This window comes from Pelotomaculum isophthalicicum JI, from assembly GCF_029478095.1.
GTDB lineage: Bacteria > Bacillota > Desulfotomaculia > Desulfotomaculales > Pelotomaculaceae > Pelotomaculum_D > Pelotomaculum_D isophthalicicum.
This window is the reverse complement of record NZ_JAKOAV010000005.1, coordinates 55544-77133: the sequence shown is the minus strand read 5'-3', so window position 1 is coordinate 77133 and position 21590 is coordinate 55544. Positions and strand designations below refer to the sequence as shown.

34 protein-coding genes are annotated in these 21590 nt (G+C 49.2%); 1 reads left to right on the top strand and 33 read right to left on the bottom strand.

Annotation, left to right across the window (positions count from 1 at the left end):
- Nucleotides 1-20: 20 nt before the first annotated feature.
- A complete protein-coding gene (locus tag L7E55_RS04295; RefSeq protein WP_277442812.1) occupies nucleotides 21-236 on the bottom strand; it encodes a helix-turn-helix transcriptional regulator in 216 nt (71 codons plus the stop codon).
- A 200-nt stretch (nucleotides 237-436) separates the two neighbouring features.
- Between L7E55_RS04295 and L7E55_RS04290 the strand changes: the two genes are divergently transcribed.
- Nucleotides 437-1357 (top strand): DUF6550 family protein, encoded by a 921-nt coding sequence (locus tag L7E55_RS04290; protein ID WP_277442810.1) that lies wholly within the window; start codon nucleotides 437-439, stop codon nucleotides 1355-1357.
- Here L7E55_RS04290 and L7E55_RS04285 read toward each other — a convergent pair.
- The 32 genes from L7E55_RS04285 to rpsQ form a co-directional block, all read right to left on the bottom strand.
- Nucleotides 1255-1710 (bottom strand): dTDP-4-dehydrorhamnose 3,5-epimerase family protein, encoded by a 456-nt coding sequence (locus L7E55_RS04285; RefSeq protein WP_277442809.1) that lies wholly within the window; start codon nucleotides 1708-1710, stop codon nucleotides 1255-1257. The two genes, L7E55_RS04290 and L7E55_RS04285, sit on opposite strands and share 103 nt — an antisense overlap.
- A gap of 37 nt (nucleotides 1711-1747) precedes the next feature.
- A complete protein-coding gene (rfbB, locus tag L7E55_RS04280) occupies nucleotides 1748-2752 on the bottom strand; it encodes a dTDP-glucose 4,6-dehydratase (protein ID WP_277442808.1) in 1005 nt (334 codons plus the stop codon).
- Nucleotides 2753-2769: 17 nt separating this feature from the next.
- A complete protein-coding gene (locus tag L7E55_RS04275) occupies nucleotides 2770-3837 on the bottom strand; it encodes a glucose-1-phosphate thymidylyltransferase (protein WP_277442807.1) in 1068 nt (355 codons plus the stop codon).
- A gap of 156 nt (nucleotides 3838-3993) precedes the next feature.
- Nucleotides 3994-4797, bottom strand: coding sequence for an N-acetylmuramoyl-L-alanine amidase CwlD (gene cwlD / locus L7E55_RS04270; protein WP_277442873.1), 804 nt, complete (start codon nucleotides 4795-4797; stop codon nucleotides 3994-3996).
- Nucleotides 4798-5048: 251 nt separating this feature from the next.
- Nucleotides 5049-5927 carry a lipid II flippase family protein gene (locus L7E55_RS04265; RefSeq protein WP_277442806.1) on the bottom strand — a complete coding sequence of 293 codons (879 nt, stop codon included), beginning with the start codon at nucleotides 5925-5927 and terminating at the stop codon, nucleotides 5049-5051.
- A gap of 561 nt (nucleotides 5928-6488) precedes the next feature.
- The gene (gene rpsI / locus L7E55_RS04260) at nucleotides 6489-6881 is read right to left on the bottom strand and encodes a 30S ribosomal protein S9 (RefSeq protein WP_277442805.1); all 393 of its coding nucleotides are present in this window, start codon (nucleotides 6879-6881) and stop codon (nucleotides 6489-6491) included.
- A gap of 22 nt (nucleotides 6882-6903) precedes the next feature.
- Nucleotides 6904-7335 carry a 50S ribosomal protein L13 gene (gene rplM, locus L7E55_RS04255; RefSeq protein ID WP_277442803.1) on the bottom strand — a complete coding sequence of 144 codons (432 nt, stop codon included), beginning with the start codon at nucleotides 7333-7335 and terminating at the stop codon, nucleotides 6904-6906.
- 195 nt (nucleotides 7336-7530) lie between these two features.
- Complete coding sequence (gene truA, locus L7E55_RS04250; RefSeq protein ID WP_277442802.1) at nucleotides 7531-8289, bottom strand: tRNA pseudouridine(38-40) synthase TruA; 759 nt, start codon at nucleotides 8287-8289, stop codon at nucleotides 7531-7533.
- 55 nt (nucleotides 8290-8344) lie between these two features.
- Nucleotides 8345-9142, bottom strand: coding sequence for an energy-coupling factor transporter transmembrane component T family protein (locus L7E55_RS04245; protein WP_277442801.1), 798 nt, complete (start codon nucleotides 9140-9142; stop codon nucleotides 8345-8347).
- A gap of 12 nt (nucleotides 9143-9154) precedes the next feature.
- Nucleotides 9155-10003 carry an energy-coupling factor transporter ATPase gene (locus tag L7E55_RS04240; protein ID WP_277442800.1) on the bottom strand — a complete coding sequence of 283 codons (849 nt, stop codon included), beginning with the start codon at nucleotides 10001-10003 and terminating at the stop codon, nucleotides 9155-9157.
- Nucleotides 9994-10791, bottom strand: a complete 798-nt coding sequence (locus tag L7E55_RS04235; RefSeq protein ID WP_277442799.1) for an energy-coupling factor transporter ATPase — start codon at nucleotides 10789-10791, stop codon at nucleotides 9994-9996. Before L7E55_RS04235 ends, L7E55_RS04240 begins: the two co-directional genes overlap by 10 nt.
- Before the next feature lie 95 nt (nucleotides 10792-10886).
- Nucleotides 10887-11225 carry a 50S ribosomal protein L17 gene (gene rplQ / locus L7E55_RS04230; RefSeq protein ID WP_240083116.1) on the bottom strand — a complete coding sequence of 113 codons (339 nt, stop codon included), beginning with the start codon at nucleotides 11223-11225 and terminating at the stop codon, nucleotides 10887-10889.
- 15 nt (nucleotides 11226-11240) lie between these two features.
- The gene (locus L7E55_RS04225; protein ID WP_277442798.1) at nucleotides 11241-12188 is read right to left on the bottom strand and encodes a DNA-directed RNA polymerase subunit alpha; all 948 of its coding nucleotides are present in this window, start codon (nucleotides 12186-12188) and stop codon (nucleotides 11241-11243) included.
- 48 nt (nucleotides 12189-12236) lie between these two features.
- Nucleotides 12237-12863, bottom strand: a complete 627-nt coding sequence (gene rpsD, locus L7E55_RS04220) for a 30S ribosomal protein S4 (protein ID WP_277442797.1) — start codon at nucleotides 12861-12863, stop codon at nucleotides 12237-12239.
- A 14-nt stretch (nucleotides 12864-12877) separates the two neighbouring features.
- The gene (gene rpsK, locus L7E55_RS04215; RefSeq protein WP_277442796.1) at nucleotides 12878-13267 is read right to left on the bottom strand and encodes a 30S ribosomal protein S11; all 390 of its coding nucleotides are present in this window, start codon (nucleotides 13265-13267) and stop codon (nucleotides 12878-12880) included.
- 226 nt (nucleotides 13268-13493) lie between these two features.
- Nucleotides 13494-13865 (bottom strand): 30S ribosomal protein S13, encoded by a 372-nt coding sequence (gene rpsM, locus L7E55_RS04210; RefSeq protein WP_277442795.1) that lies wholly within the window; start codon nucleotides 13863-13865, stop codon nucleotides 13494-13496.
- Nucleotides 13866-13888: 23 nt separating this feature from the next.
- On the bottom strand, nucleotides 13889-14002 hold the full coding sequence (gene rpmJ, locus L7E55_RS04205; RefSeq protein ID WP_277442794.1) for a 50S ribosomal protein L36: 114 nt from the start codon (nucleotides 14000-14002) through the stop codon (nucleotides 13889-13891).
- Between the two features lie 152 nt (nucleotides 14003-14154).
- Nucleotides 14155-14373 carry a translation initiation factor IF-1 gene (infA, locus tag L7E55_RS04200; RefSeq protein ID WP_240083110.1) on the bottom strand — a complete coding sequence of 73 codons (219 nt, stop codon included), beginning with the start codon at nucleotides 14371-14373 and terminating at the stop codon, nucleotides 14155-14157.
- Between the two features lie 25 nt (nucleotides 14374-14398).
- Nucleotides 14399-14746: a KOW domain-containing RNA-binding protein gene (locus L7E55_RS04195; RefSeq protein ID WP_277442793.1), complete on the bottom strand. Its 348-nt coding sequence runs from the start codon at nucleotides 14744-14746 to the stop codon at nucleotides 14399-14401.
- Nucleotides 14747-14817: 71 nt separating this feature from the next.
- The gene (gene map / locus L7E55_RS04190; protein ID WP_277442792.1) at nucleotides 14818-15564 is read right to left on the bottom strand and encodes a type I methionyl aminopeptidase; all 747 of its coding nucleotides are present in this window, start codon (nucleotides 15562-15564) and stop codon (nucleotides 14818-14820) included.
- An 8-nt stretch (nucleotides 15565-15572) separates the two neighbouring features.
- Nucleotides 15573-16832, bottom strand: coding sequence for a preprotein translocase subunit SecY (secY, locus tag L7E55_RS04185; protein WP_277442791.1), 1260 nt, complete (start codon nucleotides 16830-16832; stop codon nucleotides 15573-15575).
- 1 nt (nucleotide 16833) lies between these two features.
- Nucleotides 16834-17274 carry a 50S ribosomal protein L15 gene (gene rplO, locus L7E55_RS04180; protein WP_277442790.1) on the bottom strand — a complete coding sequence of 147 codons (441 nt, stop codon included), beginning with the start codon at nucleotides 17272-17274 and terminating at the stop codon, nucleotides 16834-16836.
- 53 nt (nucleotides 17275-17327) lie between these two features.
- Nucleotides 17328-17528, bottom strand: coding sequence for a 50S ribosomal protein L30 (rpmD, locus tag L7E55_RS04175; protein WP_277442789.1), 201 nt, complete (start codon nucleotides 17526-17528; stop codon nucleotides 17328-17330).
- A gap of 14 nt (nucleotides 17529-17542) precedes the next feature.
- Nucleotides 17543-18043, bottom strand: a complete 501-nt coding sequence (gene rpsE, locus L7E55_RS04170; protein WP_277442788.1) for a 30S ribosomal protein S5 — start codon at nucleotides 18041-18043, stop codon at nucleotides 17543-17545.
- 134 nt (nucleotides 18044-18177) lie between these two features.
- The gene (gene rplR / locus L7E55_RS04165; RefSeq protein WP_277442787.1) at nucleotides 18178-18546 is read right to left on the bottom strand and encodes a 50S ribosomal protein L18; all 369 of its coding nucleotides are present in this window, start codon (nucleotides 18544-18546) and stop codon (nucleotides 18178-18180) included.
- A gap of 65 nt (nucleotides 18547-18611) precedes the next feature.
- Nucleotides 18612-19160: a 50S ribosomal protein L6 gene (rplF, locus tag L7E55_RS04160; protein WP_277442786.1), complete on the bottom strand. Its 549-nt coding sequence runs from the start codon at nucleotides 19158-19160 to the stop codon at nucleotides 18612-18614.
- Between the two features lie 45 nt (nucleotides 19161-19205).
- Entirely contained in the window at nucleotides 19206-19604 is a 399-nt protein-coding gene (gene rpsH, locus L7E55_RS04155) for a 30S ribosomal protein S8 (protein ID WP_277442872.1), read from the bottom strand.
- Between the two features lie 21 nt (nucleotides 19605-19625).
- Nucleotides 19626-19811, bottom strand: a complete 186-nt coding sequence (locus tag L7E55_RS04150; protein WP_277442785.1) for a type Z 30S ribosomal protein S14 — start codon at nucleotides 19809-19811, stop codon at nucleotides 19626-19628.
- Between the two features lie 30 nt (nucleotides 19812-19841).
- Nucleotides 19842-20384 carry a 50S ribosomal protein L5 gene (gene rplE, locus L7E55_RS04145; protein WP_277442784.1) on the bottom strand — a complete coding sequence of 181 codons (543 nt, stop codon included), beginning with the start codon at nucleotides 20382-20384 and terminating at the stop codon, nucleotides 19842-19844.
- Nucleotides 20385-20461: 77 nt separating this feature from the next.
- The gene (gene rplX, locus L7E55_RS04140; RefSeq protein WP_277442783.1) at nucleotides 20462-20785 is read right to left on the bottom strand and encodes a 50S ribosomal protein L24; all 324 of its coding nucleotides are present in this window, start codon (nucleotides 20783-20785) and stop codon (nucleotides 20462-20464) included.
- Nucleotides 20786-20837: 52 nt separating this feature from the next.
- A complete protein-coding gene (gene rplN, locus L7E55_RS04135; RefSeq protein ID WP_277442782.1) occupies nucleotides 20838-21206 on the bottom strand; it encodes a 50S ribosomal protein L14 in 369 nt (122 codons plus the stop codon).
- A gap of 42 nt (nucleotides 21207-21248) precedes the next feature.
- A complete protein-coding gene (rpsQ, locus tag L7E55_RS04130) occupies nucleotides 21249-21512 on the bottom strand; it encodes a 30S ribosomal protein S17 (protein ID WP_277442781.1) in 264 nt (87 codons plus the stop codon).
- Nucleotides 21513-21590: the final 78 nt, after the last annotated feature.

Genomic DNA, 21590 nt, shown 5'->3' with positions numbered 1-21590 from the left:
TTCTCCTGGATAGGTTATTATTAGTTCTTTGCTTCGCTTTTCAATAGCTGAGACACATCAATGAAGTTGCTTTCACAAAAATCAAAAAAACTTTTTTGGGCAAGGTTACTTGGTACTACGTGCCCATTCTCCCATCGATTAATCGTTGTATAACTTACATTTAATGCTTGAGCCAACTGCTGTTGGCTTAATTTAAGTTCGAGCCTTACCTTTTTAACAACAGATGAAAAGACCATCTTAACGCCTCCTGCACTCCTGCTAGTTAATATAGCATTTGCAATAATTAATTATATCATATGCTATATCGGAATGGAATGGTATTATTCGATAAATTAAGCGCCGTTGGCTGGTTTGCCCTTTTTTATTGGATCGTCGCTTATAATTTAGTAGCTATCTCCCTCTGTCTGTGGTAGTGTCTGTTGAGGGAGATGGTATATTGAAAAAGCTAATTATCGTCGGAATAGGCATTATCGCCTGTGTCGCATTGTGTGCCGCTGTGTGGCCTCGGAACGCCGAGGTCGGAGATTTACCCGCCGAGCCTGTAAAAACCGCCGTAATCGCTGAAATTGAGGCGAGTCAAAAAGAAGTGTCGCCATTTATTCTTTCTGATGATACTCCTGTTGCCGAGCCGAAGACTGTTGCCGAAAATGAGCTAACGAAAAACGAAGTAATAAAGGCAGAAGAAAAAACTCAACCCTCTGCACCATCAAAACCTGCATCGCTGCCAGTGGTAACTTCTAAATCGTCAGCACAGCCGTCATCCAGCCAAAAGTCCGGCGACAGAGCTATCATCGACGGTAAGCCACATATATGGATACCCGGCTTCGGTTGGATTGAGGATCATGGAGGCGGGAGTATCGGGATCACCATTGACGGTGAAGGTGATATTAATAAGCAGGTTGGCATCATGGGCGGCGGTACGACTGTGGGCAATCCCGGCGATGAGCTAACAGGAAACAAGATCGGTATCATGGGCGGCGGAACCGTCGCCGAGGATATGTACGAGAACGGACATAAAATAGGGATTATGGGTGGCAGCGAATCATCATCAAGAGAGGCAACCTCTCCGCCGTCTGAGCAGTCGGAGCCGGTCAATGGAGAAATTCATATCGTGTTTGTCGAAGTGCCGGAGAAGAATAGCACCCCACCTCCATATAAGCCAAACACAACACCTCAATATCTGCTGTCTGCCTTACCAAACTACCTACGGTTCACATTACGTCCCTATGGACACGGGCATAAGGTCTGTCGTTCTTACCTGTTTTTTGTAGTCCAGTCAAAACCGATATCCGGATCATCCCAGGCCAGGCGTTTTTCGTCCGGTTTGTCCGGGTCGTACGAGGCAGTGGTAAAATAGACAATCAGCGCCGGCATGTTGCCGAGCACCCGGTAGCCGTGTGCCACCATTTTTGGTATCACCAGCAAGAGCGGATTATCTTCACCCAGATAAAAAACATTGGTCTCCCCTTTGGTTGGCGAACCTTCGCGCAGGTCGTGCAGAACCACCTGCGCATTGCCAACTGGAAAAAACCACAAGTCATCCTGGTGCTCATGATAATGAAAAGCTTTGACCACACCGGGGTATGTTCTGGACATCGAAGCCTGGCCAAAGCGGGTCAACAGTTGGTCATCGTCACGCAATATTTCCATAAAAAAGCCGCGATCATCGTTGTGTTTAACCAGTTTCTTTACCTGCACGTCTTTAATCATCGGACCACAACTCCTCACCCGCCGCGCCGGCAAGGATTCACCGGGCGGTATACATTTTTTCGTAATACTCCAGGTATTCGCCGGACTTAATTTTCCGCCACCACTCCTTATTGGCGCGGTACCAGTTGATCGTATCCTTCAGTCCCTGCTCGAAAGCGTATACCGGCCGCCACCCCAATTCTTCCTTAATCTTGGCGGCGTTAATGGCATAGCGGCGATCGTGGCCGGGTCTGTCCGGCACATATTTGATTAGTGATTCCGGCTTGCCCAGTTCGGCCAGGATGAGGCGGATTATTTCTATGTTTGCCCACTCGTTGTTACCGCCGATGTTATATACTTCTCCCGGTTTACCCCGGTGCAGAACCAGATCCAGCGCCCGGCAATGGTCCAGCACGTGGAGCCAGTCCCGCACGTGCAAGCCGTCCCCGTATAAAGGGAGCGACTTGTCTTCCAGAGCGTTGGTGACCATCAAAGGAATCAGCTTCTCCGGAAACTGGTAAGGCCCATAGTTGTTGGAGCAGCGGGTAATGCTAACCGGAACACTGAAGGTCCGGTAATAGGCCAGCGCGAGCAAATCAGCCGCCGCTTTACTCGCCGAGTATGGGCTGCCGGGCGCCAGGGAAGTTTCTTCAGTAAAAAATCCGTTTTCCCCTAATGAGCCGTAAACTTCATCAGTAGAAACCTGAAGAAATCTCGGAACGTTATGCCTGCGTACCGCTTCCAGCAATTCTTGAACACCCAGGACATTGGTCCGGATGAAAACGCCGGCGCCTGTAATACTGCGGTCGACATGTGTCTCCGCTGCGAAATTAATTACGGCGTCTATCCCCTGCTTAAAAATATTATCAAGACACGACCTGTCCGTGATATCGCCGCGTACAAATTGATAACCGGGGTTTTCCGCGACACCGGTAAGATTTTCTAAGTTGCCCGCATATGTTAATGAATCAAGGTTAATTACCTGATAACTATATTTTTCTAAAATATACCTGATAAAATTGCTGCCGATAAACCCCGCCCCGCCTGTTACCAAAATTTTCATTTCCAGTCCCCCTGCGGCTATAAAGTGATTTCCGTGTCATCTCCGACAAACAAGCGGCAAGCATGGCGCCCGGCGTCAGCGTGATTGACCCGGGTATTGCCGCCGATCAAGCTGTCTTCAATCCGTTCCACGCCGGATAGCCGGCAGTTTTCCAGCACCACTGAGTGTTCCACCCCGACTTTCTCGAGGATAGTACCCTTGCCGATAGCAGTGTAAGGACCGACAAAGGAATTGATGACCGCGGCGTTTTCCCCAATCACCACCGGCCCGCGAATGACACTGTTGGTTATTACCGCGCCACTGGCGATATCAACCCTGCCGGAAATCTCACTGGCGGCGTCGACCGACCCGCCCACCCGGCGGACGGCATATTCGTCTAAAACTACCCGGTTGGCTTCCAGAATATCATCCTTCTTACCGGTATCCAGCCACCAGCCTTCCAGCAGCCTGGCCTCCACGCGGCGCCCCGAGTCAACCATCTGCTGAATGGCATCGGTGATTTCCAGTTCCCCCCGCCAGGACGGTTTAATTTTGTCTATGGCGGCATGGATTGCCGGGTTAAAAAGATAAATACCCACCAGAGCCAAGTCGCTGAGCGGCTCTTGGGGTTTTTCCACCAACCTCAACACTTCTTGCCGGGACCCGAGTACTGCCACTCCGAACTGCCGGGGATCCCTAACTTTCTTTAATTGAATAATTGAATCGCTACGGCCGGCGCTAAATTCCCTGACTAGCGCGCCGACACCTCCCTGAATAAGGTTATCACCGAGAAACATCAGAAACGAAGAATTACCCAGGAAATTCCTCGCGGTTATTACCGCGTGAGCCAGCCCTGCCGGGTTCTCCTGAAGAATGTATGATATCACCGCCCCCCAGCGTGAACCGTCCCCAAGCGCCTCCTTGATGTGGCTGCCGGTTTCCGGGGATATGATAATGCCGATATCCTTTATCCCGGCGCTGCTGACCTGCTCCAACACGAAGTTTATAATCGGTTTATTGGCTACCGGTATTAATTGTTTGGCAGTGGTATACGTAAGCGGCCGGAGCCGGGTGCCGCGCCCGCCTGCCAGGATAAGAGCCTTCAAGAAAACAACCTCCGCATACCTGCTTTAATTTCAGTAGTCAGGAGTCAGTAGTCAGTAGTCAGAATAGAGAACGGTTAAACTCTTTAATATTCTGAATTCTGACTCCTGAATTCTGAATACCTGCTTTTATAGCAGTAATATATGCGAATATGCGGATCAAGGTTCCCCTATTGAGTCAGGGCTCTGTTCTTTGAATATTTTAATTACTTCTTCCTTGTCCTGGGACGCGCCGGCTTCCGCCGCCGAAGCGAAATACCTGGCGATACCCGCATAAATTGCCAAGCTTACTTTGCCCTGGTAGGCCGGATCCTGCAAAAGCCGGCTTTCACTTGCATTGGACATGAACCCGGTTTCCACCAGCACTGCCGGTATGGAAGTGTTCCTGGTAATGTAATAGTCAGCCTCTTTCGTTGAGCGGCCGGTATTTTTTAAAAAGTTGGATAACTCGGACTGAATGGCTTGACCGGCCTTTTTACTTTCAGGAAAACCGGGCTGGACAAAGGTCTGGGCCCCGTGCGGAGCGGTTGAAGGGAAACTATTGACATGAATACTAATTAAGAGGTCTGCTTTATGTCCATTGGCCAGCGCTACCCTGTTCTTTAAATCTTCCCGTTTTTTTTCCACCAAACCGATTGTGCCGGGTTCACTCAGGTCTTTATCAGTCTCCCTGGTCATCAATACTATCGCCCCCGCCTGCCTGAGATCAGTTGCCAGACGCTTTCCAATCGCCAAAGTGATGTCTTTTTCCATAACACCCTTTTCCCCAACGACTCCCGGGTCGAATCCACCGTGGCCCGGATCTACTACGATTACCTTATTGACAACCGACCATGCCAAAACAGCCTGGGATTGCCGTGACACCCTGGCATCCATATATTTGGCCACGGGTAGCGCCAAGAGCGCCAAAATAGCCATGACAAATAAATAACGCCTCTTGATTTTGAAAGCTTTTATAATCATTAATTTCAAAAAAATCCCCCCTTGGACAACTACCTTTTAAAAAGTATGCTGCCAAAGAGGGGATTATGAAAACGGGTTTGTATTATTAGAGTATTCAGGAGTCAGGAGTCAGAATTCAGAATATTTCAGAAGCCATAAACCAGTTTCTCATTCCTGATTCCTGATTCCTAACTCCTAAATCACAACTCCCAAGTTTTTGGCTCTCGATCCTTTTCTCCTGACTACTGACTTCTGACTCCTGACTACTGGGTTTACGAGATCCACCTGGTCAATATTTGCAGTCCGTTGGCGACCGGCTCAAAAATAATCTGACTGAATAGAGTTCCCAAAAGGTTGGAGAGCGCCAGGTAGAAAATAATTTGCTTCAACTCAAGTTCATCCTGTTCCCCTGCTGCCACTGCGTCGGTTACCTTGGCCAGGACCGGGTCGACCATCATTACATTAAGCACGATTGAGGCATTACCTACTATTGACGCCATCAGCACCGCGGTGGAGCGGAACTCGGGATAAAGAGCGCCGGCATAGAGTCCGGACAGAACGTTAGCAGTCCACAGGCTATAACTTATCAGGTTCCAAACAAGAAAAGCCCCGGGTGTGGCCATTCTCCTGAATATTATACTTTTCAACGAACGCAGTGAGGAAAACCGAAGCTTTAGAACACCACCGCCAGGTCTTAAGAAGGAAAACAATACCAGAGGTATTACTCGAAAAACCGAACCTGTCTGGCCGAAGGCCTTGATCGAGTTCGAAAATGACGTCACAAAACTGGGAATAAGCAGAATCCCCAGTATAGTCCCCACAGTTGCACCAAAAATAACGAAGCGAAGTTTTACATTTAAATCCGCCAACGCCTGTTGGTAGATTAATGTACCGGTCACAGCAGCATCTGGCGCTGCCAACAGTGACTGTGACTGATTATAGGCATGATCGATAATTTGCTCTACTGTTGAAGCCAGTAGTGGAGCTTGAAGTGTATTGGCAAAGCTTGCCGCCAGGTAAACCACTCCAAAAAGTGAAATGGCCGTGGCCAGGTGACCGGTGCGAACACCGGAAAGACGGGATGAACGGGTTAGCGTGTTTATTAAATTTATAAAAACCGTCAATAAAAAGACTAGTAGCAAACGTTCCACTTGAGCCTCCAAGGTCATTTCGGAAACTGGTAACTTATTACATCATAACATAATAAATAGAATATAATCAATCCGACCTTATGGCGTGTCGTTTTGAGGTTTACAATTGTTTTTTTATGAGGTGAAAAGAAATAGGCACTCACCTATTTCAACAGTAGTGTTCGAAAAGGCTTGACTTGCCGGACCGGGTGTTTATCCGAAGCGGCGCGGAGCACTGGGTGCGGTTTATAGCGCGTGCAGGCATGCAGAAAAGCTCAAATAGACGCGTAGGCAGCTTATGGCAGTCTGTCGCAGCGGTTGATAAAACGATGTTATTTAAGCTGCATGAAAATTGCGGAGAGAGCGAAGGATAACCCCGGTCCGACTACCCCAAATATTTTTCGAACACGGTCATATTTCAACAAGGCGACACATAACTTTGTCGTTCCTAAGCAAGAACGAATTCACCTGTTCACAATTTTTGAAAATCACGATATCCCAGATGAAAAAGGAAGGGTTCCCCTTCCTTTTTCGCAGACTATAAATTCTATTTCTATATAGCAAAATATACACGAATTGTATTTAACGTTTCGAAAATTGAGGCGCACGGCGGGCTTTTTTCAAGCCGTATTTCCTGCGTTCTTTCATCCGCGGATCTCTGGTTAAAAAACCGGCTTTCTTTAACATGGGACGAAGATTGGGATCTGCCTGAACGAGCGCACGGGCAATACCCATTTTTATCGCTCCCGCCTGGCCACTGATACCGCCGCCTAAGACCTTGGCTTGAATATCAAACCGCCCGGCCGCGCCAATCAGTTCAATCGGCTGGCGAACGATCATCTCCAGGGTTCTCCGGCCGAAATATTCGTTTAAAGGTCTTTTATTAATAGTCACATTACCTTCACCAGGCAGTAAAAACACCCTGGCTATTGCGTTTTTCCTCCGTCCGGTACCGTAAAACATCACTTGAGCCATTTTGTCGGTTCCTCCTTCCCTGTTACATCTGCCAGGCTTCGGGCTTTTGCGCTTGGTGAGGATGCTCAGGACCTTTATATACTTTAAGCTTCCTGCCCATATCCGCGCCCAACCTGTTATGAGGCAGCATCCCCTTGATGGCTTTTTCCACCGCTAGTTCAGGTCTCGTTTTCATCAAGGTGCTATAACTGACTTCTTTCAGGCCGCCGGGGTAGCCGGAGTGCCTTATGTATTTTTTATTTGCAAGTTTATTGCCGGTCAATACAATTTTATCAGCATTGATCACTATGACAAAATCACCGGTATCGACATGCGGAGTAAAGTCGGGTTTATGTTTCCCGCGTAATATCCGTGCCGCTTCAACGGCCAGTCTGCCGAGAACCTTGCCTTCAGCGTCCAGAGTATACCATTTGCGTTCTTTTATCTCAAGAGGTTTAGCCATGTAACTCTTCATTAAAATTCCCTCCTCAAAATAAGGCAAAAGAAATAAAGCAAACTTTCCCGTTTTTCAACAGCCGGGGCTATGAACCGTCAAAAAACCACGTATTACAATATAGCATAAAGCATTTCCAGTGTCAAGTTAAACGAGGTCAAAACTGACAGATAACTAACATATATAATACCATGGTTGCGGCATGAGTTTCGCAAATTAATGGTTTTCGCCGCCATACTCTACTTTTTCCAAACAAAGGCCTCTCGCCGGGATTGTGGGACCGCCTTTCAGGCTGTCCCGGCTCGCCAGAATGCCGGCAACTTCACATACCGGCAATTTTCCCAGACCCACCCGGAGCAACGTGCCGGAAATCATACGGGCCATATGATAAAGGAATCCTTCAGCCCGCAGCATTATGTATAAAAGATCGCCTTCGCTTGCCACCCGTGCCTGGTAAAGCGTGCGCACTGTTGTTTTAACCGGCGTACCCAAAGCGCGAAACGCGCTGAAGTCATGCCTCCCCTCCAGATAGCGGGCGGCCTCCCGCATGGCGTTTAAGTCCAGCTGTTTGGGAACATGGTAACTGTATAACCGGTGGAAAGGCGAATGCCATTTTCCGTTGTAAACCGTGTAGCGATATGTTTTGGCGGTGGCTGAAAAACGCGCATGAAACGACGCGGGCACTTCCTCTGCTTTTAAAGCCACAATATCCCGCGGCAGCAAACTATTTAAAGCATAAACGGTCCGCTCCACCGGCACAGGCCAGTCAGTTGCCGCAAAACTGATTACTTGCCCGCGCGCGTGCACCCCGGCGTCTGTCCTTCCGGCGCCGACAACCTGAACCGGCACTTTAGCCAACCGGAACAACCGCTCCTCCAGAACACCCTGTACAGTCGTGAATCTTGTACCGCGCTGCTCCTGGAATCCATGGTAATTGGTGCCGTCGTAAGCTATCGTTACTTTAATGTTGCACATAACACCCTCAGATTAACAATTACAGTGAATACGTTTGCTTGAACGTTCACCCTGCTTATGTATATCTCAACCAGACGGATAAAGCAAGCACCGCGAACGTTATGCTCATCGTCACATAATCGGGTACTCCCAGCGCCATGCTTTTCATCCTTGTACGGTTGGCTCCGCCCCGGTAGCAACGCGACTCCATAGCTACGGCAAGCTCTTCCGCGCTACGCAACGCCCCGGCGATAAGCGGCACAAACAACGGCAATAAACCTTTTACCCGGCTCATCGTCCCACCGGAGCTAAACCCGGCGCCCCGGGACCTTTGAGCTTTAGTAACCTTATCAGCTTCATTTAGGAGTGTAGGAACAAAACGCAGGGCTATAGTCATCATCATGGCTAATTCATGGGTAGGCACCCCGACACGTTTCAGCGGGGCGAGAATACTTTCCAGCCCGGCGGTGAGGTTTACCGGTGAAGTAGTCAGAGTAAGCAAGAAAGCGATTAAGATCAGCAAGGCCAGTCTTACAAAAATCTGGCCGCCCCCCATCAGTCCTTCCCTGGTAACTTTCAAAAATCCTAGTCCGAACAAAACTTCACCAGGCGTCAACAGTGCTTGCAGCAAAAAAGTAACAACCAACAGCAGCCAGATTGAAAACAAGCCCTTTAAAAACAATCTTGCGGGAATCCCCGTTAGAATCATGGATAAAAAAACAAATCCCGACAACAGAACAAACTCATACCATTTAACGACGACGAATACCGCGATTGCCGTTGCGATTACACAGATAATTTTTGTTCGTGGATCGAGGCGGTGTAACAATGAGTCGCCCGGAACAAACTGACCAATAGTTACAACGTTAATCATAACCAGGTTGCCTCATTTCAGTATTTTGGCAATTTCCCCAACCGCTTCATCAGTTGTTAGAATATCAGCGCGCACAGGGAGCCCACGGGCTTGCAGACAAAGCATCAGTTCCACAGCCGCCGGGACATCCAGCCCTAGAGCACGGAGTTCTTCAGCCCTGTTGAAAACATCCCGCGGCGCCGCCTCCATGGCCAAGCGGCCTTTATGAAGAACAGCAACCCGGTCTGCCCACAGAGCGACCTCCTCCATGCTGTGGGTAACAAGCAAAACTGTTGTGCCCCGCTCCATCCGGAGGCGGTCAATACGTTCCATCAACTGCCGCCTGCTCACCGGGTCCAAGCCGGCAGCCGGCTCATCAAGCGCCAACACCTCCGGGCGAAGGGCCAGTACGCCGGCAATTGCCGCCTTCCTGCGCAACCCCCCGCTCAGACGGAACGGGGATATTTGCCCCACTTCATCCGGGTCCAGGCCAACGAGTCCCAAGGCGTCAATAACCCGCTCCCTGACTTCTGCAGCGTTCAAACCCAAATTCCTTGGGCCAAAAGCCACATCGTCAAAAACAGTCTCCTCAAAAAGCTGGTGCTCGGGCTGTTGGAAAACCAATCCCACCCTGCGCCAGAGTTCCTGGCGCAATCTTTTGTTGGAAACATCCATGCCGCATACCCACACTTTCCCACCGGTAGGCGCCAGGATGCCGTTAAAATGCTGAACCAGGGTGGATTTACCGGAACCGGTCGCTCCGACTAGCGCGTAAAACTCGCCTCTTTGTATTTCCAGTGACACATTATCCAACGAGGTCACTTCAAAAGGTGTGCCCCGGGCGTAAATATGGGTAAGGTTTTCAACTTCGATTACCGGCATAGGTACGACACCATGTCCTTAACAGTGAGAATATCACCGGGCACTAAAAAGCCCCGCCTTCTCAGGCGATGGGCAATTTTAGCCGCAACCGGCAGTTCTAATCCTACACTTTGCAGTAGTTGTTCATCTGCGAATACCTCGGACGGGGGTCCTACTAACACAGACCTGCCGGAGGACATGAGCATTACTTTATCCGCCACGACGGCTTCTTCCATATAATGAGTAACTAGAACCACAGTGACGCCACGGGAACGGTTTAAACGGGTCAATATATCCATAAGTTCCCTGCGGCCGGCCGGGTCAAGCATGGAACTTGGCTCGTCAAGGACCAGGCAGTCCGGACGCATTGCCAGCACACCGGCAATAGCCAGCCGCTGTTTTTGGCCGCCGGAAAGAAGATGCGGCGCATGGTTCCGGTATTCTGAAAGCCCGGTTAAAGCCAAGGCTTCATTTACTCTGGCCCGGACCTCCGCCGGGGGCAGCCCCAGGTTTTCCGCTCCGAAGGCTACATCCTCCTCCACAAGCGAGCTGACAATCTGATTGTCAGGATTCTGAAAAACCATCCCGACCCTTTGCCGGATATCCCATATTTTATCAGGCTCGCGGGTGTCCATACCATCTACCAGGACTGTGCCTTCAGAAGGTGTGAGCAGGGCGTTGAAATGTCTGGCCAGGGTTGACTTCCCCGACCCGTTGGGGCCGACCAGAGCAAGGAATTCGCCTTTTCTTACATCCAGATCCACTCCGGCCAAAGCCACCTGCTCTGACAGCCCGCCACGGTTGTACAAATATGTGAGGCCTCTAACCTTGATATATACTTGACCATCAAGGGAGCGGCCGCGCACCGTTTGTTTATCAGGTAAATTATTAATGAGCATTTAAATCAGATTAGTTCCAGAATAACTGCTTTAGCGGCATCGCCCCGGCGGTAGCCAACTTTGACAATCCTGGTGTAGCCGCCCGGACGGTCAGCATACTTAGGCGCGATCTTGTCAAACAGTTTACGCACCACATCTTCTTCATAGAGATACGCCAGCGCTTGGCGCCTGGCTGCAAGGTCGTTCTGCTTGGCGGTGGTAACCAGTCTCTCGGCGATGCTTTTCACTTCTTTAGCCCTGGCTTCAGTAGTATTAATTCGTTCGTCCCGGAAGAGGGATGTGACCAGGTTTCTTAGCATAGCCTTTCTGTGGCCGGTGTTTCTTCCTAATTTCTGATAGCCCACTCTCAGATCCCTCCCTTACTCATCGTTCTTTCTCAGCAATAGGCCCAGTTCGCGTAATTTATTAACTACTTCCTCCAGGGATTTTTTCCCTAGATTTCTTACTTTCATCATATCGTCTTCATTGCGCTGGATTAACTCCTCAACCGTGTTAATTCCAGCCCGCTTCAAGCAGTTGTAGGAGCGCACGGATAAATCCAATTCTTCAATGGTCATTTCCAGGATTTTATCTTTTTGTTCCTCTTCCTTCTCCACCATGATCTCCACGTCGCTGACCGTCTCAGTCAACCCAATAAATAAGCGTAAATGTTCGCTCATGATCTTGGCTGAAAGGCTGATTGCTTCGTCAGGCCTGATGCTCCCGTCGGTCCAAACTTCAATTGTCAGTTTATCGTAGTCCGTAATTTGGCCGACCCGGGTGTTTTCCACATTATAATTGACCTTGCGCACCGGTGTAAAAACTGAATCTACCGGAATCACACCGATAATATGTTCATTCTTTTTATTGCGCTCCGCGGAGACATAACCCCGTCCTTTGGAAACGGTGATCTCCATGGACAGATTGGCATTGCCCGACAGAGTGGCTATGGTGAGCTCAGGGTTTAATATTTCCACGTCAGAGTCGTAGATAATATCTCCGGCCCTTACTACACCAGCGGCTTCAGACTCAATGCGCAGGATCTTTTCCTCATCGTTGTGGAGTTTCAGGCTGAGACTCTTAAGGTTCAAAATAATATCTGTAACGTCTTCCACCACTCCCGGTATGGTTGAAAATTCATGCAGCACTCCGTTAATCTTTACCGAAGTGACAGCTGCGCCCGGCAGTGAGGAAAGCAGGATGCGGCGCAGGGAATTCCCGAGAGTAATGCCGTAGCCTCTTTCCAGCGGCTCCACCGTAAACTTGCCGTAAGTGTAATCGTCGCTCATTTCTACAACTTCAATTTTCGGTTTTTCAATTTCAAGCACGGACGTTTCCCTCCTTTGGCGGGTCACGCAATCAACAACCCTAATGGCCTACCTGGAGTAAAGCTCGACAATCAGGTGCTCCTGAACGGGAGCGTCAATCTGATCCCGTGCCGGAAGCGCCACAACGCGAGCAATGGCCTGGTCTGCCTCTAATTCAAGCCATGCGGGAGGAGTGCGCTCGGCAGCCCGCTCCAGCAGTTCTTTCACTCTGGGTGATTCCTTGCTCTTATCCCGGACGGTAATTACATCGCCCACACGGAGCAAGTATGACGGTATATTAACTTTGCGGCCGTTAACAATAAAATGTCCATGGCGCACAAGCTGCCTGGCTTCGTTTCGGGATGCCCCGAGTCCCAGGCGATAGACAACATTGTCAAGACGTCTTTCCAATAAGCGGAGCAGATTCTCACCGGTGACACCCGGCTGCCGCTCGGCTCTCGCAAAGTAGCGTCTAAACTGGCCTTCCAAAATGCCGTATATCCGGCGCGCTTTTTGTTTTTCCCTCAATTGCAGGCCATACTCCGAAACTTTCTTGCGTCCCTGGCCGTGCTGGCCGGGAGCGTAGGTCCTGCGGTCGACGCCACACTTTGTCGAGTAACAACGGTCGCCTTTGAGGTATAGTTTCAGCCCTTCCCGGCGACATTGCCGGCACACTGCTCCAGTATATCTCGCCATACCGTCACACCTCCTTATACTCTCCGGCGCTTGGGTGGCCGGCAACCGTTATGAGGAATCGGAGTCACATCTTTAATCAAGTTAACTTCCAGCCCAGCCGCCTGTAAAGAGCGAATAGCCGCCTCACGGCCGGCGCCCGGCCCTTTAACCATAACTTCCACAACTTTCATGCCATGCTCCATGGCCTCTTTAGCGGCATTTTCAGCCGCCTGCTGAGCAGCGTACGGAGTGCTTTTCCGGGAACCCTTAAAGCCCACGCCTCCGGCGCTGGCCCAGGATATCGCATTACCCTTGGTATCAGTTATGGTTACTATGGTATTATTAAAAGTAGATCTGATATGCGCAACACCAGATTCTATATTTTTGCGTTCACGTCTTTTCGTCCTGGTTACGCGACGCGCCATCTAATAACCTCCTTAAATTTATTTACATGCGTCAAGTTTGCTCAGATTATCCGCTAGATCGCATGGCGTAGCGCTTACCTACAGGCTAACGCGTTCGCCCCCGGACCGTCTAAGCTCACCTATGCTGCTGCCCCGCCTATTTCGGGGACGGCCAAGCTAACAACTTAATCCTAAAACCGCCCTCCAGGTAAGCGCCACGCCACACTGAGCCAACTTAACACTCACGTTACTTTTTCCTGCGCACGCCGACTGTCTTACGCGGTCCTTTACGGGTCCTGGCATTAGTTTTAGTCCGTTGTCCCCGTACCGGCATACCACGGCGGTGCCTTAATCCACGGTAGCAGCCAATTTCAATCAGGCGCTTGATGTTTAAAGCAATTTCCCGGCGCAAATCGCCTTCCACTTTGTGATTCTTCTCAATAATTTCACGCAGCCTGTTAATTTCATCCTCAGTTAAATTCTTTACCCTGGTATCAGGGTTGACATTCGTCTGAGAAAGGATTTTTTGGGACGTGGGCTTACCAATGCCAAAAATATAAGTAAGGGCAATCTCGACCCGTTTATCTCTTGGCAAGTCAACGCCTGCGATACGTGCCATAAATTATTAAACACCTCCTGGTATTACCCTTGTACCTGCTTATGTTTGGGATTCTCGCAAATTATCATAACTTTGCCCTTCCTGCGAATGATCTTGCACTTCTCACAGATGGGCTTTACGGATGGCCTCACTTTCATCGTAAACCCTCCACATTTAGTCGTTGGTCGTCGGTTGTTAGTCGTTAGATTGTTTGTTGGAATTCGGTTTCGCCGAATTCCTTCCTAATTCTTAATTCTGACTTCTGATTTCTGACTTCTGACTTCTGATTTCTGACTTCTGACTTCTGATTTTACTTGTATCGATAAATAATTCGCCCGCGATTCAAATCATAAGGTGAAAGTTCTACTGTCACCCGGTCACCGGCCAAAATCCTGATAAAGTTCATCCTAATCTTGCCGGAAACATGCGCCAACACTTTATGGCCATTCTGGAGTTCCACACGGAACATGGCGTTTGGCAACGGTTCAATGACAGTACCTTCAGCCTCGATAACATCTTGCTTTGACATTAGGTATCTGACCAACCTCCTTATCCTAAAATGAACACTTATCAAAGTTTTTTACAAGACTCTTGAGCTCTTTCCGAATGTCCGCGTTGGTTATCCTTTTCCCGTTTTCGGCTTTGCTTGATACTTCTCCGGCAATAACTTCATAAATATTTAAGTGCTTGATATTTTTAAATTTGGGATTTTCCACTTTTCGCCCTTCTCCGTCTGCCAAGCGTACCCTGGATGATAGATTTTCACAACCTATCACCAGATAGAATCTGCCTCTATCGCGGCCTTTTGTCGAGCTAACCAAGCACCCGACCTGTAAAGCGTTTCGGTTGCCGGATATCCGGTTTAAGACGATATTGCCACTATTAGGCACTGACTGAGACATCCATTTCCTTCCTCTCATCATTAGAAACAGCTACCAGCAATCAGTACTTTTCTTTAATGATAGCCTGCTAGTCATAATATTGTCAGTATCTCCGGTTTGTCATCTGTAATGGCAATAGTATGTTCGAAATGAGCTGAAAGCTTTGCGTCCAAAGTTACTACCGTCCAGTTATTTGAAAGAGTCCGCACTTCATAAGTGCCCATATTGATCATCGGTTCAATCGCTAATGTCATTCCCGCTTTCAGTCTGGGGCCTCTTCCGGGCTTGCCAAAATTTGGCACCTGCGGGTCCTCGTGCGGGCTACTGCCAATTCCATGCCCGACAAAGTCACGCACTACCGAATAACCATAGCCTTCAGCGCAAGTCTGCACGGCGTTGGATATATCCGATAGCCTGGCGCCTTCCCTGGCGTGTTCAATTCCACGGTAAAGGGATTCTTCCGTTGCCTTTAAGAGCCGCATGGCGTCGCTGCTTATTTCCCCCACAGGGACAGTGACGGCACTATCTCCATAGTATCCATTTACTTCCGCGCCAATGTCAATACTAATAATATCTCCACTTGTCAACTTCCTTAAACTGGGAAACCCATGTACAACCTCTTCATTTACCGAAGCGCAGATGCTGTAGGGGAAACCGTACAACCCCTTAAAAGCCGGTCTTGCGCCGGCTTTGACAATATAGTCTTCCGCCAGCCGGTCCAACTCCCGGGTTGTTACTCCGACACTCACGGCACCGGTAAGTTCCGCCAGTGTTTCAGCCACAACTCGCCCGGCATCTCTCATATAGGAGAGTTCTTTTTCAGACTTACAGGTAATCATATGCCCACCTACTTAATAAACCCCTGGTAACTGCGCATCAACATGTGCGATTCCACCTGTTTCATAGTATCCAATGCCACGCCAACCACAATCAACAGCGCGGTGCCCCCGAAATAGATATTTGGTATCCTGGTCGTCAGGAGCACAAAATTCGGCAATATCGCAACCAAGGCCAGGAAAATGGCTCCAGCCAGGGTTATCTTGTTCATTATCCGGCTGATGTATTCCGCTGTCGGCCGCCCGGGGCGCAACCCCGGGATAAAACCGCCGTATTTTTTGATATTATCGGCCATATCCACCGGGTTCATAATGACTGCTGTATAAAAGAAAGTAAATCCGATAATCAAAAGAGCGTAAATGACCGTATGCGCAACGGTCCCCCAACCAAACCACTTCGTGTAGAACGCGGCAGCTCCGCTGTTGGAAAACCATTTAACGATAGTTTCCGGAAACATCAATAATGATGAGGCGAAAATCACCGGAATAACGCCGGCCTGATTGACCCGGAGCGGCAGGTGAGTGGTCTGTCCGCCGTAAACCCTGCGTCCGACTACACGTTTGGCATATTGCACCGGTATGCGTCGCTGCCCTTCTTGTACTGTAACCACACCGGCGATCACTAATGCTCCAATGACGATAAGCAACAAGAGACTCAGTATGTTAATGGTGCCCGCGTTCAAATATTCAACAACCCTTACGATCCCTGCCGGAATCCTTGAAACAATACCCGCGAAAATTAACAGTGATATACCGTTGCCAATTCCTTTTTCAGTAATTTGTTCACCCGTCCACATCAGGAATGTAGTGCCGGCGGTTATAGTGATGGCAGTCATAAGGTAAGTCGCCAGACCGGGATTCTGCAACGAACCACTTACTCCGACCACCATGCCGATACCCTGGATAAACGCCAGTACCACGGTAAGATAACGGGTGTATTGAGTAATTTTCTTGCGGCCTTCTTCACCTTCCTTATTCAGACGCTCCAAGTGCGGAATTACCACTGTCAAAAGCTGCATGATAATCGAAGCGTTGATATAAGGCATAATACCCATGGCAAATACTGAAAAGTTTTTCAGCGCGCCACCGGAAATCACATCGAAGAAACCGAAAATTGCGCCGCTGCCAACCAACTCGGCAAATCTTTCCGGGTTAACCCCGGGTACAGGAATATGAGCGCCCAGTCTGAAAACAAAGATCAACCCAAGAGTATAAAGAATCTTTGTTCTTAATTCTGTTGCTTTCAGGGCATTCGCAAAACTACCCAGCAATTTAAATCACCTCAGCTTTGCCACCGGCAGCTGCGATCTTTTCTTCGGCCGACTTGCTGAAAGCTTGAGCACATACGGTTAGAGATTTCTCAAGATTGCCGTTGCCCAGTATTTTTACACCGTCACCAATCTTTTTGATCAAGCGTGCGTCAAGCAAAGTTTCGGGTGTTACGGTAACACCGTCTTCAAACCGGTTTAGCGCTGCCACGTTGACAGCAATAATTTCCTTGGCAAACTTATTATAAAATCCACGTTTCGGCATGCGACGCTGCAGCGGCATTTGCCCGCCCTCAAACCCAGGGCGCACGCCCCCGCCAGAGCGTGACTTTTGCCCTTTATGGCCGCGTCCGGCCGTCTTGCCCAAACCGGAGCCGATCCCCTGCCCCTTGCGGGTGGGTTTAGGTCTCGCTCCAGGAGCCGGCCTTAGTTCATGCAGTTTCAAGATGACACCTCCTTAACATTCCTCTAGACCAGCGCTTCTTTGGCCCGCTCAACTTAAGTTTGCGGGTCCGACGCCCCGGCTTCCTCGACCTTCAACAAATGCGCAACCTTATTAATCATGCCCCTGATTTGCGGAGTGTCTTCGTGTATTACCGAGCGGCTTACTTTGGTAAGGCCTAAGGTCCGCACAGTGATCCTCTGTCTTTCCGGATGGCCGATCAGACTCTTGATCAGGGTTATCTTCAACTTGGCCACGACATTCCCCCCTTTTACCCAAGTAGTTCCTCTACCGTTTTATTTCTCAGCCGGGCCACTTCTTCCGGGGTTTTTAGACTTTTCAAGGCTTCCATGGTAGCGCGAACCATATTGTTAGCATTGTTGGAACCCAGTGACTTGGTAAGAATATCATGCACACCGGCCAACTCCAGGATCGCCCGGACGGGACCGCCCGCGATCACACCGGTTCCTGGCGCCGCTGGTTTTAGTAAAACTTTACCTGCCCCGAAGTTACCAGTTACTTCATGAGGAATGGTTGTTCCGGAAAGAGGTACTTTTATTAATGATTTTTTCGCATCTTCAATGCCCTTGCGGATGGCCTCGGGAACCTCACCCGCTTTGCCCAGACCGGCACCGACATGGCCGTTGCTGTCGCCTACTACCATTAGAGCGGAAAAACTGAACCTGCGTCCGCCTTTTACGACCTTGGCCACCCGGTTTATATATACCACTTTTTCGGTTGTTTCCAGTTTGCTGGCGTCAATCCTCGCCATCTATTTCCCTCCTTTCTCCAATCGGGGACATTCCTTCACTAGCCTGCACTAATAGCAACTAGGTCATTAACAGACCACGTTCAGGATTAATGCCTCCAGGTTTATTCAACACAAGAAGGTGTGTCCCCATTCCGCTAAAATTCCAGTCCGCCTGCCCGCGCCGCGTCAGCCAGAGCCTTGATCCGGCCATGGTAAATATAACCGGCACGGTCAAAAACCACCTGTTTGATTCCGGCCTCAATCGCCTTTTTGGCCAGCAAATCGCCCACTGCCGTAGCAGCAGCCGTATTACCGCCCGTGGCCAGTTTGCCTTTTAGTTCCGGTCCAATGGTAGATGCGGCCACCAGAGTTAAACCGCTTTCATCATCAATGATCTGGGCGTAAATATTTTGGATGCTGCGAAACACGTTCAGTCTGGGCCGGCCGGCAGAGCCGGTTATTTTCTTGCGCACCCTGAAGCGCTTTTTTGCCCGCAGGGCCTTACGGTCGGGTTTATTCAGCACTTAGGACTTCACTGCCTTTCTTAAATAAGTATTATGAAAATGTTATCACTTTTGATCACTAATCTTTACTTCTTACCTTTACCGCCGGCCTTGCCGACCTTGCGCCGGACTTTCTCACCTTCGTACCTGATGCCTTTCCCTTTATAGGGTTCCGGTTCACGTACAGCACGAATAAACGCCGCCAGGGCTCCCACTTTTTCCTTGTCGATACCTTTTACACTGATCCTGGCCGGCGCCGGAACTTCAATTTCCAATCCCGCTTCCGGTTCAATCTCTACCGGGTGGGAATAGCCCATGGCCAAAACCAGTTTGTTACCTTGTTTGGAGGCGCGGTAACCAACGCCAACTAACTCCAGGTTCTTCTGAAAACCTGCTGTAACTCCTACCACCATGTTGTTGACAAGGGTACGTGTCAAACCGTGGAGCGACTTATGTTGCTTATTATCAGAAGGACGCTCGACCAATAATTGTCCTCCCTCATATTTCACAACCATGTCCCGGTGCAACTCTCTTTCCAACTGCCCCTTCGGGCCTTTAACCCGCACCCGGTTACCGTCGATCTGTACATCAACACCGGCGGGCACTGGTACAGGCTGTCTACCAATCCTGGACATAAATTACACCTGCCATCCTAAATGTATTCAAGCGCATGGTATTAATTACCATACGTAGCAAATTACCTCGCCGCCGAGTCCTTCTTTACGCGCCTTTCTATCAGACATGAATCCTTTAGAAGTTGAGATAATGGCTATTCCGAGACCGCCTAAAACTTTCGGCACATTATCTTTTCTGGCGTATACCCTTAAACCCGGCTTTGATATGCGCTTGAGACCGGTGATCACCCGTTCCTTATTAGTTCCGTACTTAAGGTAAACCCGGATAATCCCTTGCTTTCCATCGTCTACAAATTCGCAATCTTTAACAAAGCCTTCGTCTTTCAGAATGTTGGCGATTGCTTTTTTAACCTTGGAAGCAGGCGCCTCTACTTTATCATGATAAAATGTATTGGCGTTCCGGATTCTGGTCAAGAAATCTGCAATAGGATCGGTCATAACCACGTGCAACTACCTCCTTCCTGATCACCAACTGGCTTTGCGGATTCCCGGAATTTCACCTTTGTATGAGAGCTCCCGAAAGCAAATCCGGCAAATCTCAAATTTCCGCATGTAGGCGTGCGGCCGCCCGCAGATTTTGCATCTATTGTGTTCGCGCACCGTGAACTTTGGCGCCCGCATAGCTCTCAAAACCATTGATTTTTTAGCCACCAACTTGCCTCCTTTTCGGTAGATAACTCATTATGCCGCCCGGAACGGCATACCCATCAATCCTAACAATTCCCTTGCCTCTTCGTCTGTTTTAGCCGAAGTTACAAAAATGATGTCCATACCGCGAATTTTATCTATCTTATCATACTCTATTTCCGGAAACATAAGCTGCTCACGAACACCCATGCTGTAATTGCCGCGTCCGTCAAATGACTTGGGCGAGATACCCCTGAAGTCACGAATTCTTGGCATAGCTATGTTAAAAAGTTTGTCGACAAACTCATACATACGTTCCCCACGCAAAGTAACCTTTGCGCCGATTGTCATGCCGGCACGCAGCTTAAAGGCCGCTATTGATTTCTTAGCTTTGGTCGTAACGGGTTTTTGTCCAGTGATGATCATCAGGTCGCTTAAGGCAGAGTCGATTGCTTTAGAGTTCTGAATCGCCTCACCCACGCCCATGCTTACAACTACTTTTTCCAATTTGGGAACCTGCATGATATTCTTGTACCCAAACTTTTTGAACAGGGCTGGTACCACATCATTCTTGTATTTATCTTTCAATCTGGACATCTTCACTACCTCCCTTCTCAGATGTCAGTCGTCAGACATCGGAAATCGGATAACCACCAACCGCTAACCGCCAACTACTAGATTGCTTCTCCACATTTTTTGCAGACGCGCTCTTTTTCCCCGTTTTCAAGGACTTTGTTGCTAATCCTGGTTGGGGTGTTACACTTATTGCAGAAAAGCATCGCATTCGAGCTGTGTATTGGGGCTTCTTTCTCCAATACGCCCCCTTGCGGTAGTTTCTGGGTAGGCTTGGTATGGCGTTTAACTATATTTACTCCTTCAACAACTATCTTGCTTTTACCCGGTATCACTTCAAGAACCTTGCCCTTTTTTCCCGCATTTTTACCAGTGACGACTAAAACTGTGTCTCCTTTACGGACGTGGACGCTGGGTTTTACCATATATTTTGTGTCACCTCCGAACTCACCGTCAATATTTTAAAGATATCCGGCGCTAGAGTACTTCCGGCGCCAGTGAGATAATCTTCATGAACTCACGGTCTCTCAATTCCCTGGCCACAGGCCCGAAAATACGCGTTCCCCGCGGACTCTTATCATCCTTGATGATCACAGCAGCGTTTTCGTCAAACTTGATGTAGGATCCGTCCGGGCGCCTTACTTCTTTTTTCGTGCGGACCACCACGGCCTTAACTACATCACCTTTCTTAACAACGCCGCCTGGCGTGGCTTCTTTAACGGAACAAACAACAATGTCGCCAACGCCTGCATAGCGCCGCAACGATCCACCCAAAACACGGATGCACATCAGCCTGCGAGCCCCGGTGTTGTCAGCCACGGTGAGCAAAGACTGTACCTGAATCAAAGCTGCAACCTCCTCACACTTCCTACTTACGACTATTAAACGCTAAATCTGTTCCGCCCGCTCCAGGATCTCAACCACGCGCCACCGTTTTTCTTTCGACAGCGGCCTGGTTTCCATTACTTTCACTTTATCGCCGATCCGGCAGGAGTTTTCTTCGTCATGCGCTTTAAACTTACGGGTGCGTCGAATGATGCGCTGGTACATTGGATGTTTGACCAGAGTTTCAACGGCCACAACCACAGTCTTTTCCATTTTGTCACTTACCACCCTGCCGGTAAGAACCTTGCGCATTCCACGTTCTTCCATTCACAATACTCCTTCCTAAACTAAGAGCATTTCTACCAGTTGATATCCCTTTATTAGCCTGGCACATTAAAGCCTGAT

Excerpts from the sequence above, each read along its gene's own strand:
- L7E55_RS04295 (WP_277442812.1), bottom strand. The coding sequence starts at position 236 with ATGGTCTTTTCATCTGTTGTTAAAAAGGTAAGGCTCGAACTTAAATTA.
- L7E55_RS04285 (WP_277442809.1), bottom strand. The coding sequence starts at position 1,710 with ATGATTAAAGACGTGCAGGTAAAGAAACTGGTTAAACACAACGATGAT.
- rfbB (WP_277442808.1), bottom strand. The coding sequence starts at position 2,752 with ATGAAAATTTTGGTAACAGGCGGGGCGGGGTTTATCGGCAGCAATTTT.
- cwlD (WP_277442873.1), bottom strand. The coding sequence starts at position 4,797 with ATGATTATAAAAGCTTTCAAAATCAAGAGGCGTTATTTATTTGTCATG.
- rpsI (WP_277442805.1), bottom strand. The coding sequence starts at position 6,881 with ATGGCTCAAGTGATGTTTTACGGTACCGGACGGAGGAAAAACGCAATA.
- rplM (WP_277442803.1), bottom strand. The coding sequence starts at position 7,335 with ATGAAGAGTTACATGGCTAAACCTCTTGAGATAAAAGAACGCAAATGG.
- truA (WP_277442802.1), bottom strand. The coding sequence starts at position 8,289 with ATGTGCAACATTAAAGTAACGATAGCTTACGACGGCACCAATTACCAT.
- L7E55_RS04245 (WP_277442801.1), bottom strand. The coding sequence starts at position 9,142 with ATGATTAACGTTGTAACTATTGGTCAGTTTGTTCCGGGCGACTCATTG.
- L7E55_RS04240 (WP_277442800.1), bottom strand. The coding sequence starts at position 10,003 with ATGCCGGTAATCGAAGTTGAAAACCTTACCCATATTTACGCCCGGGGC.
- rpsD (WP_277442797.1), bottom strand. The coding sequence starts at position 12,863 with ATGGCGAGATATACTGGAGCAGTGTGCCGGCAATGTCGCCGGGAAGGG.
- rpsK (WP_277442796.1), bottom strand. The coding sequence starts at position 13,267 with ATGGCGCGTCGCGTAACCAGGACGAAAAGACGTGAACGCAAAAATATA.
- rpsM (WP_277442795.1), bottom strand. The coding sequence starts at position 13,865 with ATGGCACGTATCGCAGGCGTTGACTTGCCAAGAGATAAACGGGTCGAG.
- rpmJ (WP_277442794.1), bottom strand. The coding sequence starts at position 14,002 with ATGAAAGTGAGGCCATCCGTAAAGCCCATCTGTGAGAAGTGCAAGATC.
- infA (WP_240083110.1), bottom strand. The coding sequence starts at position 14,373 with ATGTCAAAGCAAGATGTTATCGAGGCTGAAGGTACTGTCATTGAACCG.
- L7E55_RS04195 (WP_277442793.1), bottom strand. The coding sequence starts at position 14,746 with ATGTCTCAGTCAGTGCCTAATAGTGGCAATATCGTCTTAAACCGGATA.
- map (WP_277442792.1), bottom strand. The coding sequence starts at position 15,564 with ATGATTACCTGTAAGTCTGAAAAAGAACTCTCCTATATGAGAGATGCC.
- rpsE (WP_277442788.1), bottom strand. The coding sequence starts at position 18,043 with ATGGCGAGGATTGACGCCAGCAAACTGGAAACAACCGAAAAAGTGGTA.
- rplF (WP_277442786.1), bottom strand. The coding sequence starts at position 19,160 with ATGTCCAGGATTGGTAGACAGCCTGTACCAGTGCCCGCCGGTGTTGAT.
- rplE (WP_277442784.1), bottom strand. The coding sequence starts at position 20,384 with ATGTCCAGATTGAAAGATAAATACAAGAATGATGTGGTACCAGCCCTG.
- rplX (WP_277442783.1), bottom strand. The coding sequence starts at position 20,785 with ATGGTAAAACCCAGCGTCCACGTCCGTAAAGGAGACACAGTTTTAGTC.
- rpsQ (WP_277442781.1), bottom strand. The coding sequence starts at position 21,512 with ATGGAAGAACGTGGAATGCGCAAGGTTCTTACCGGCAGGGTGGTAAGT.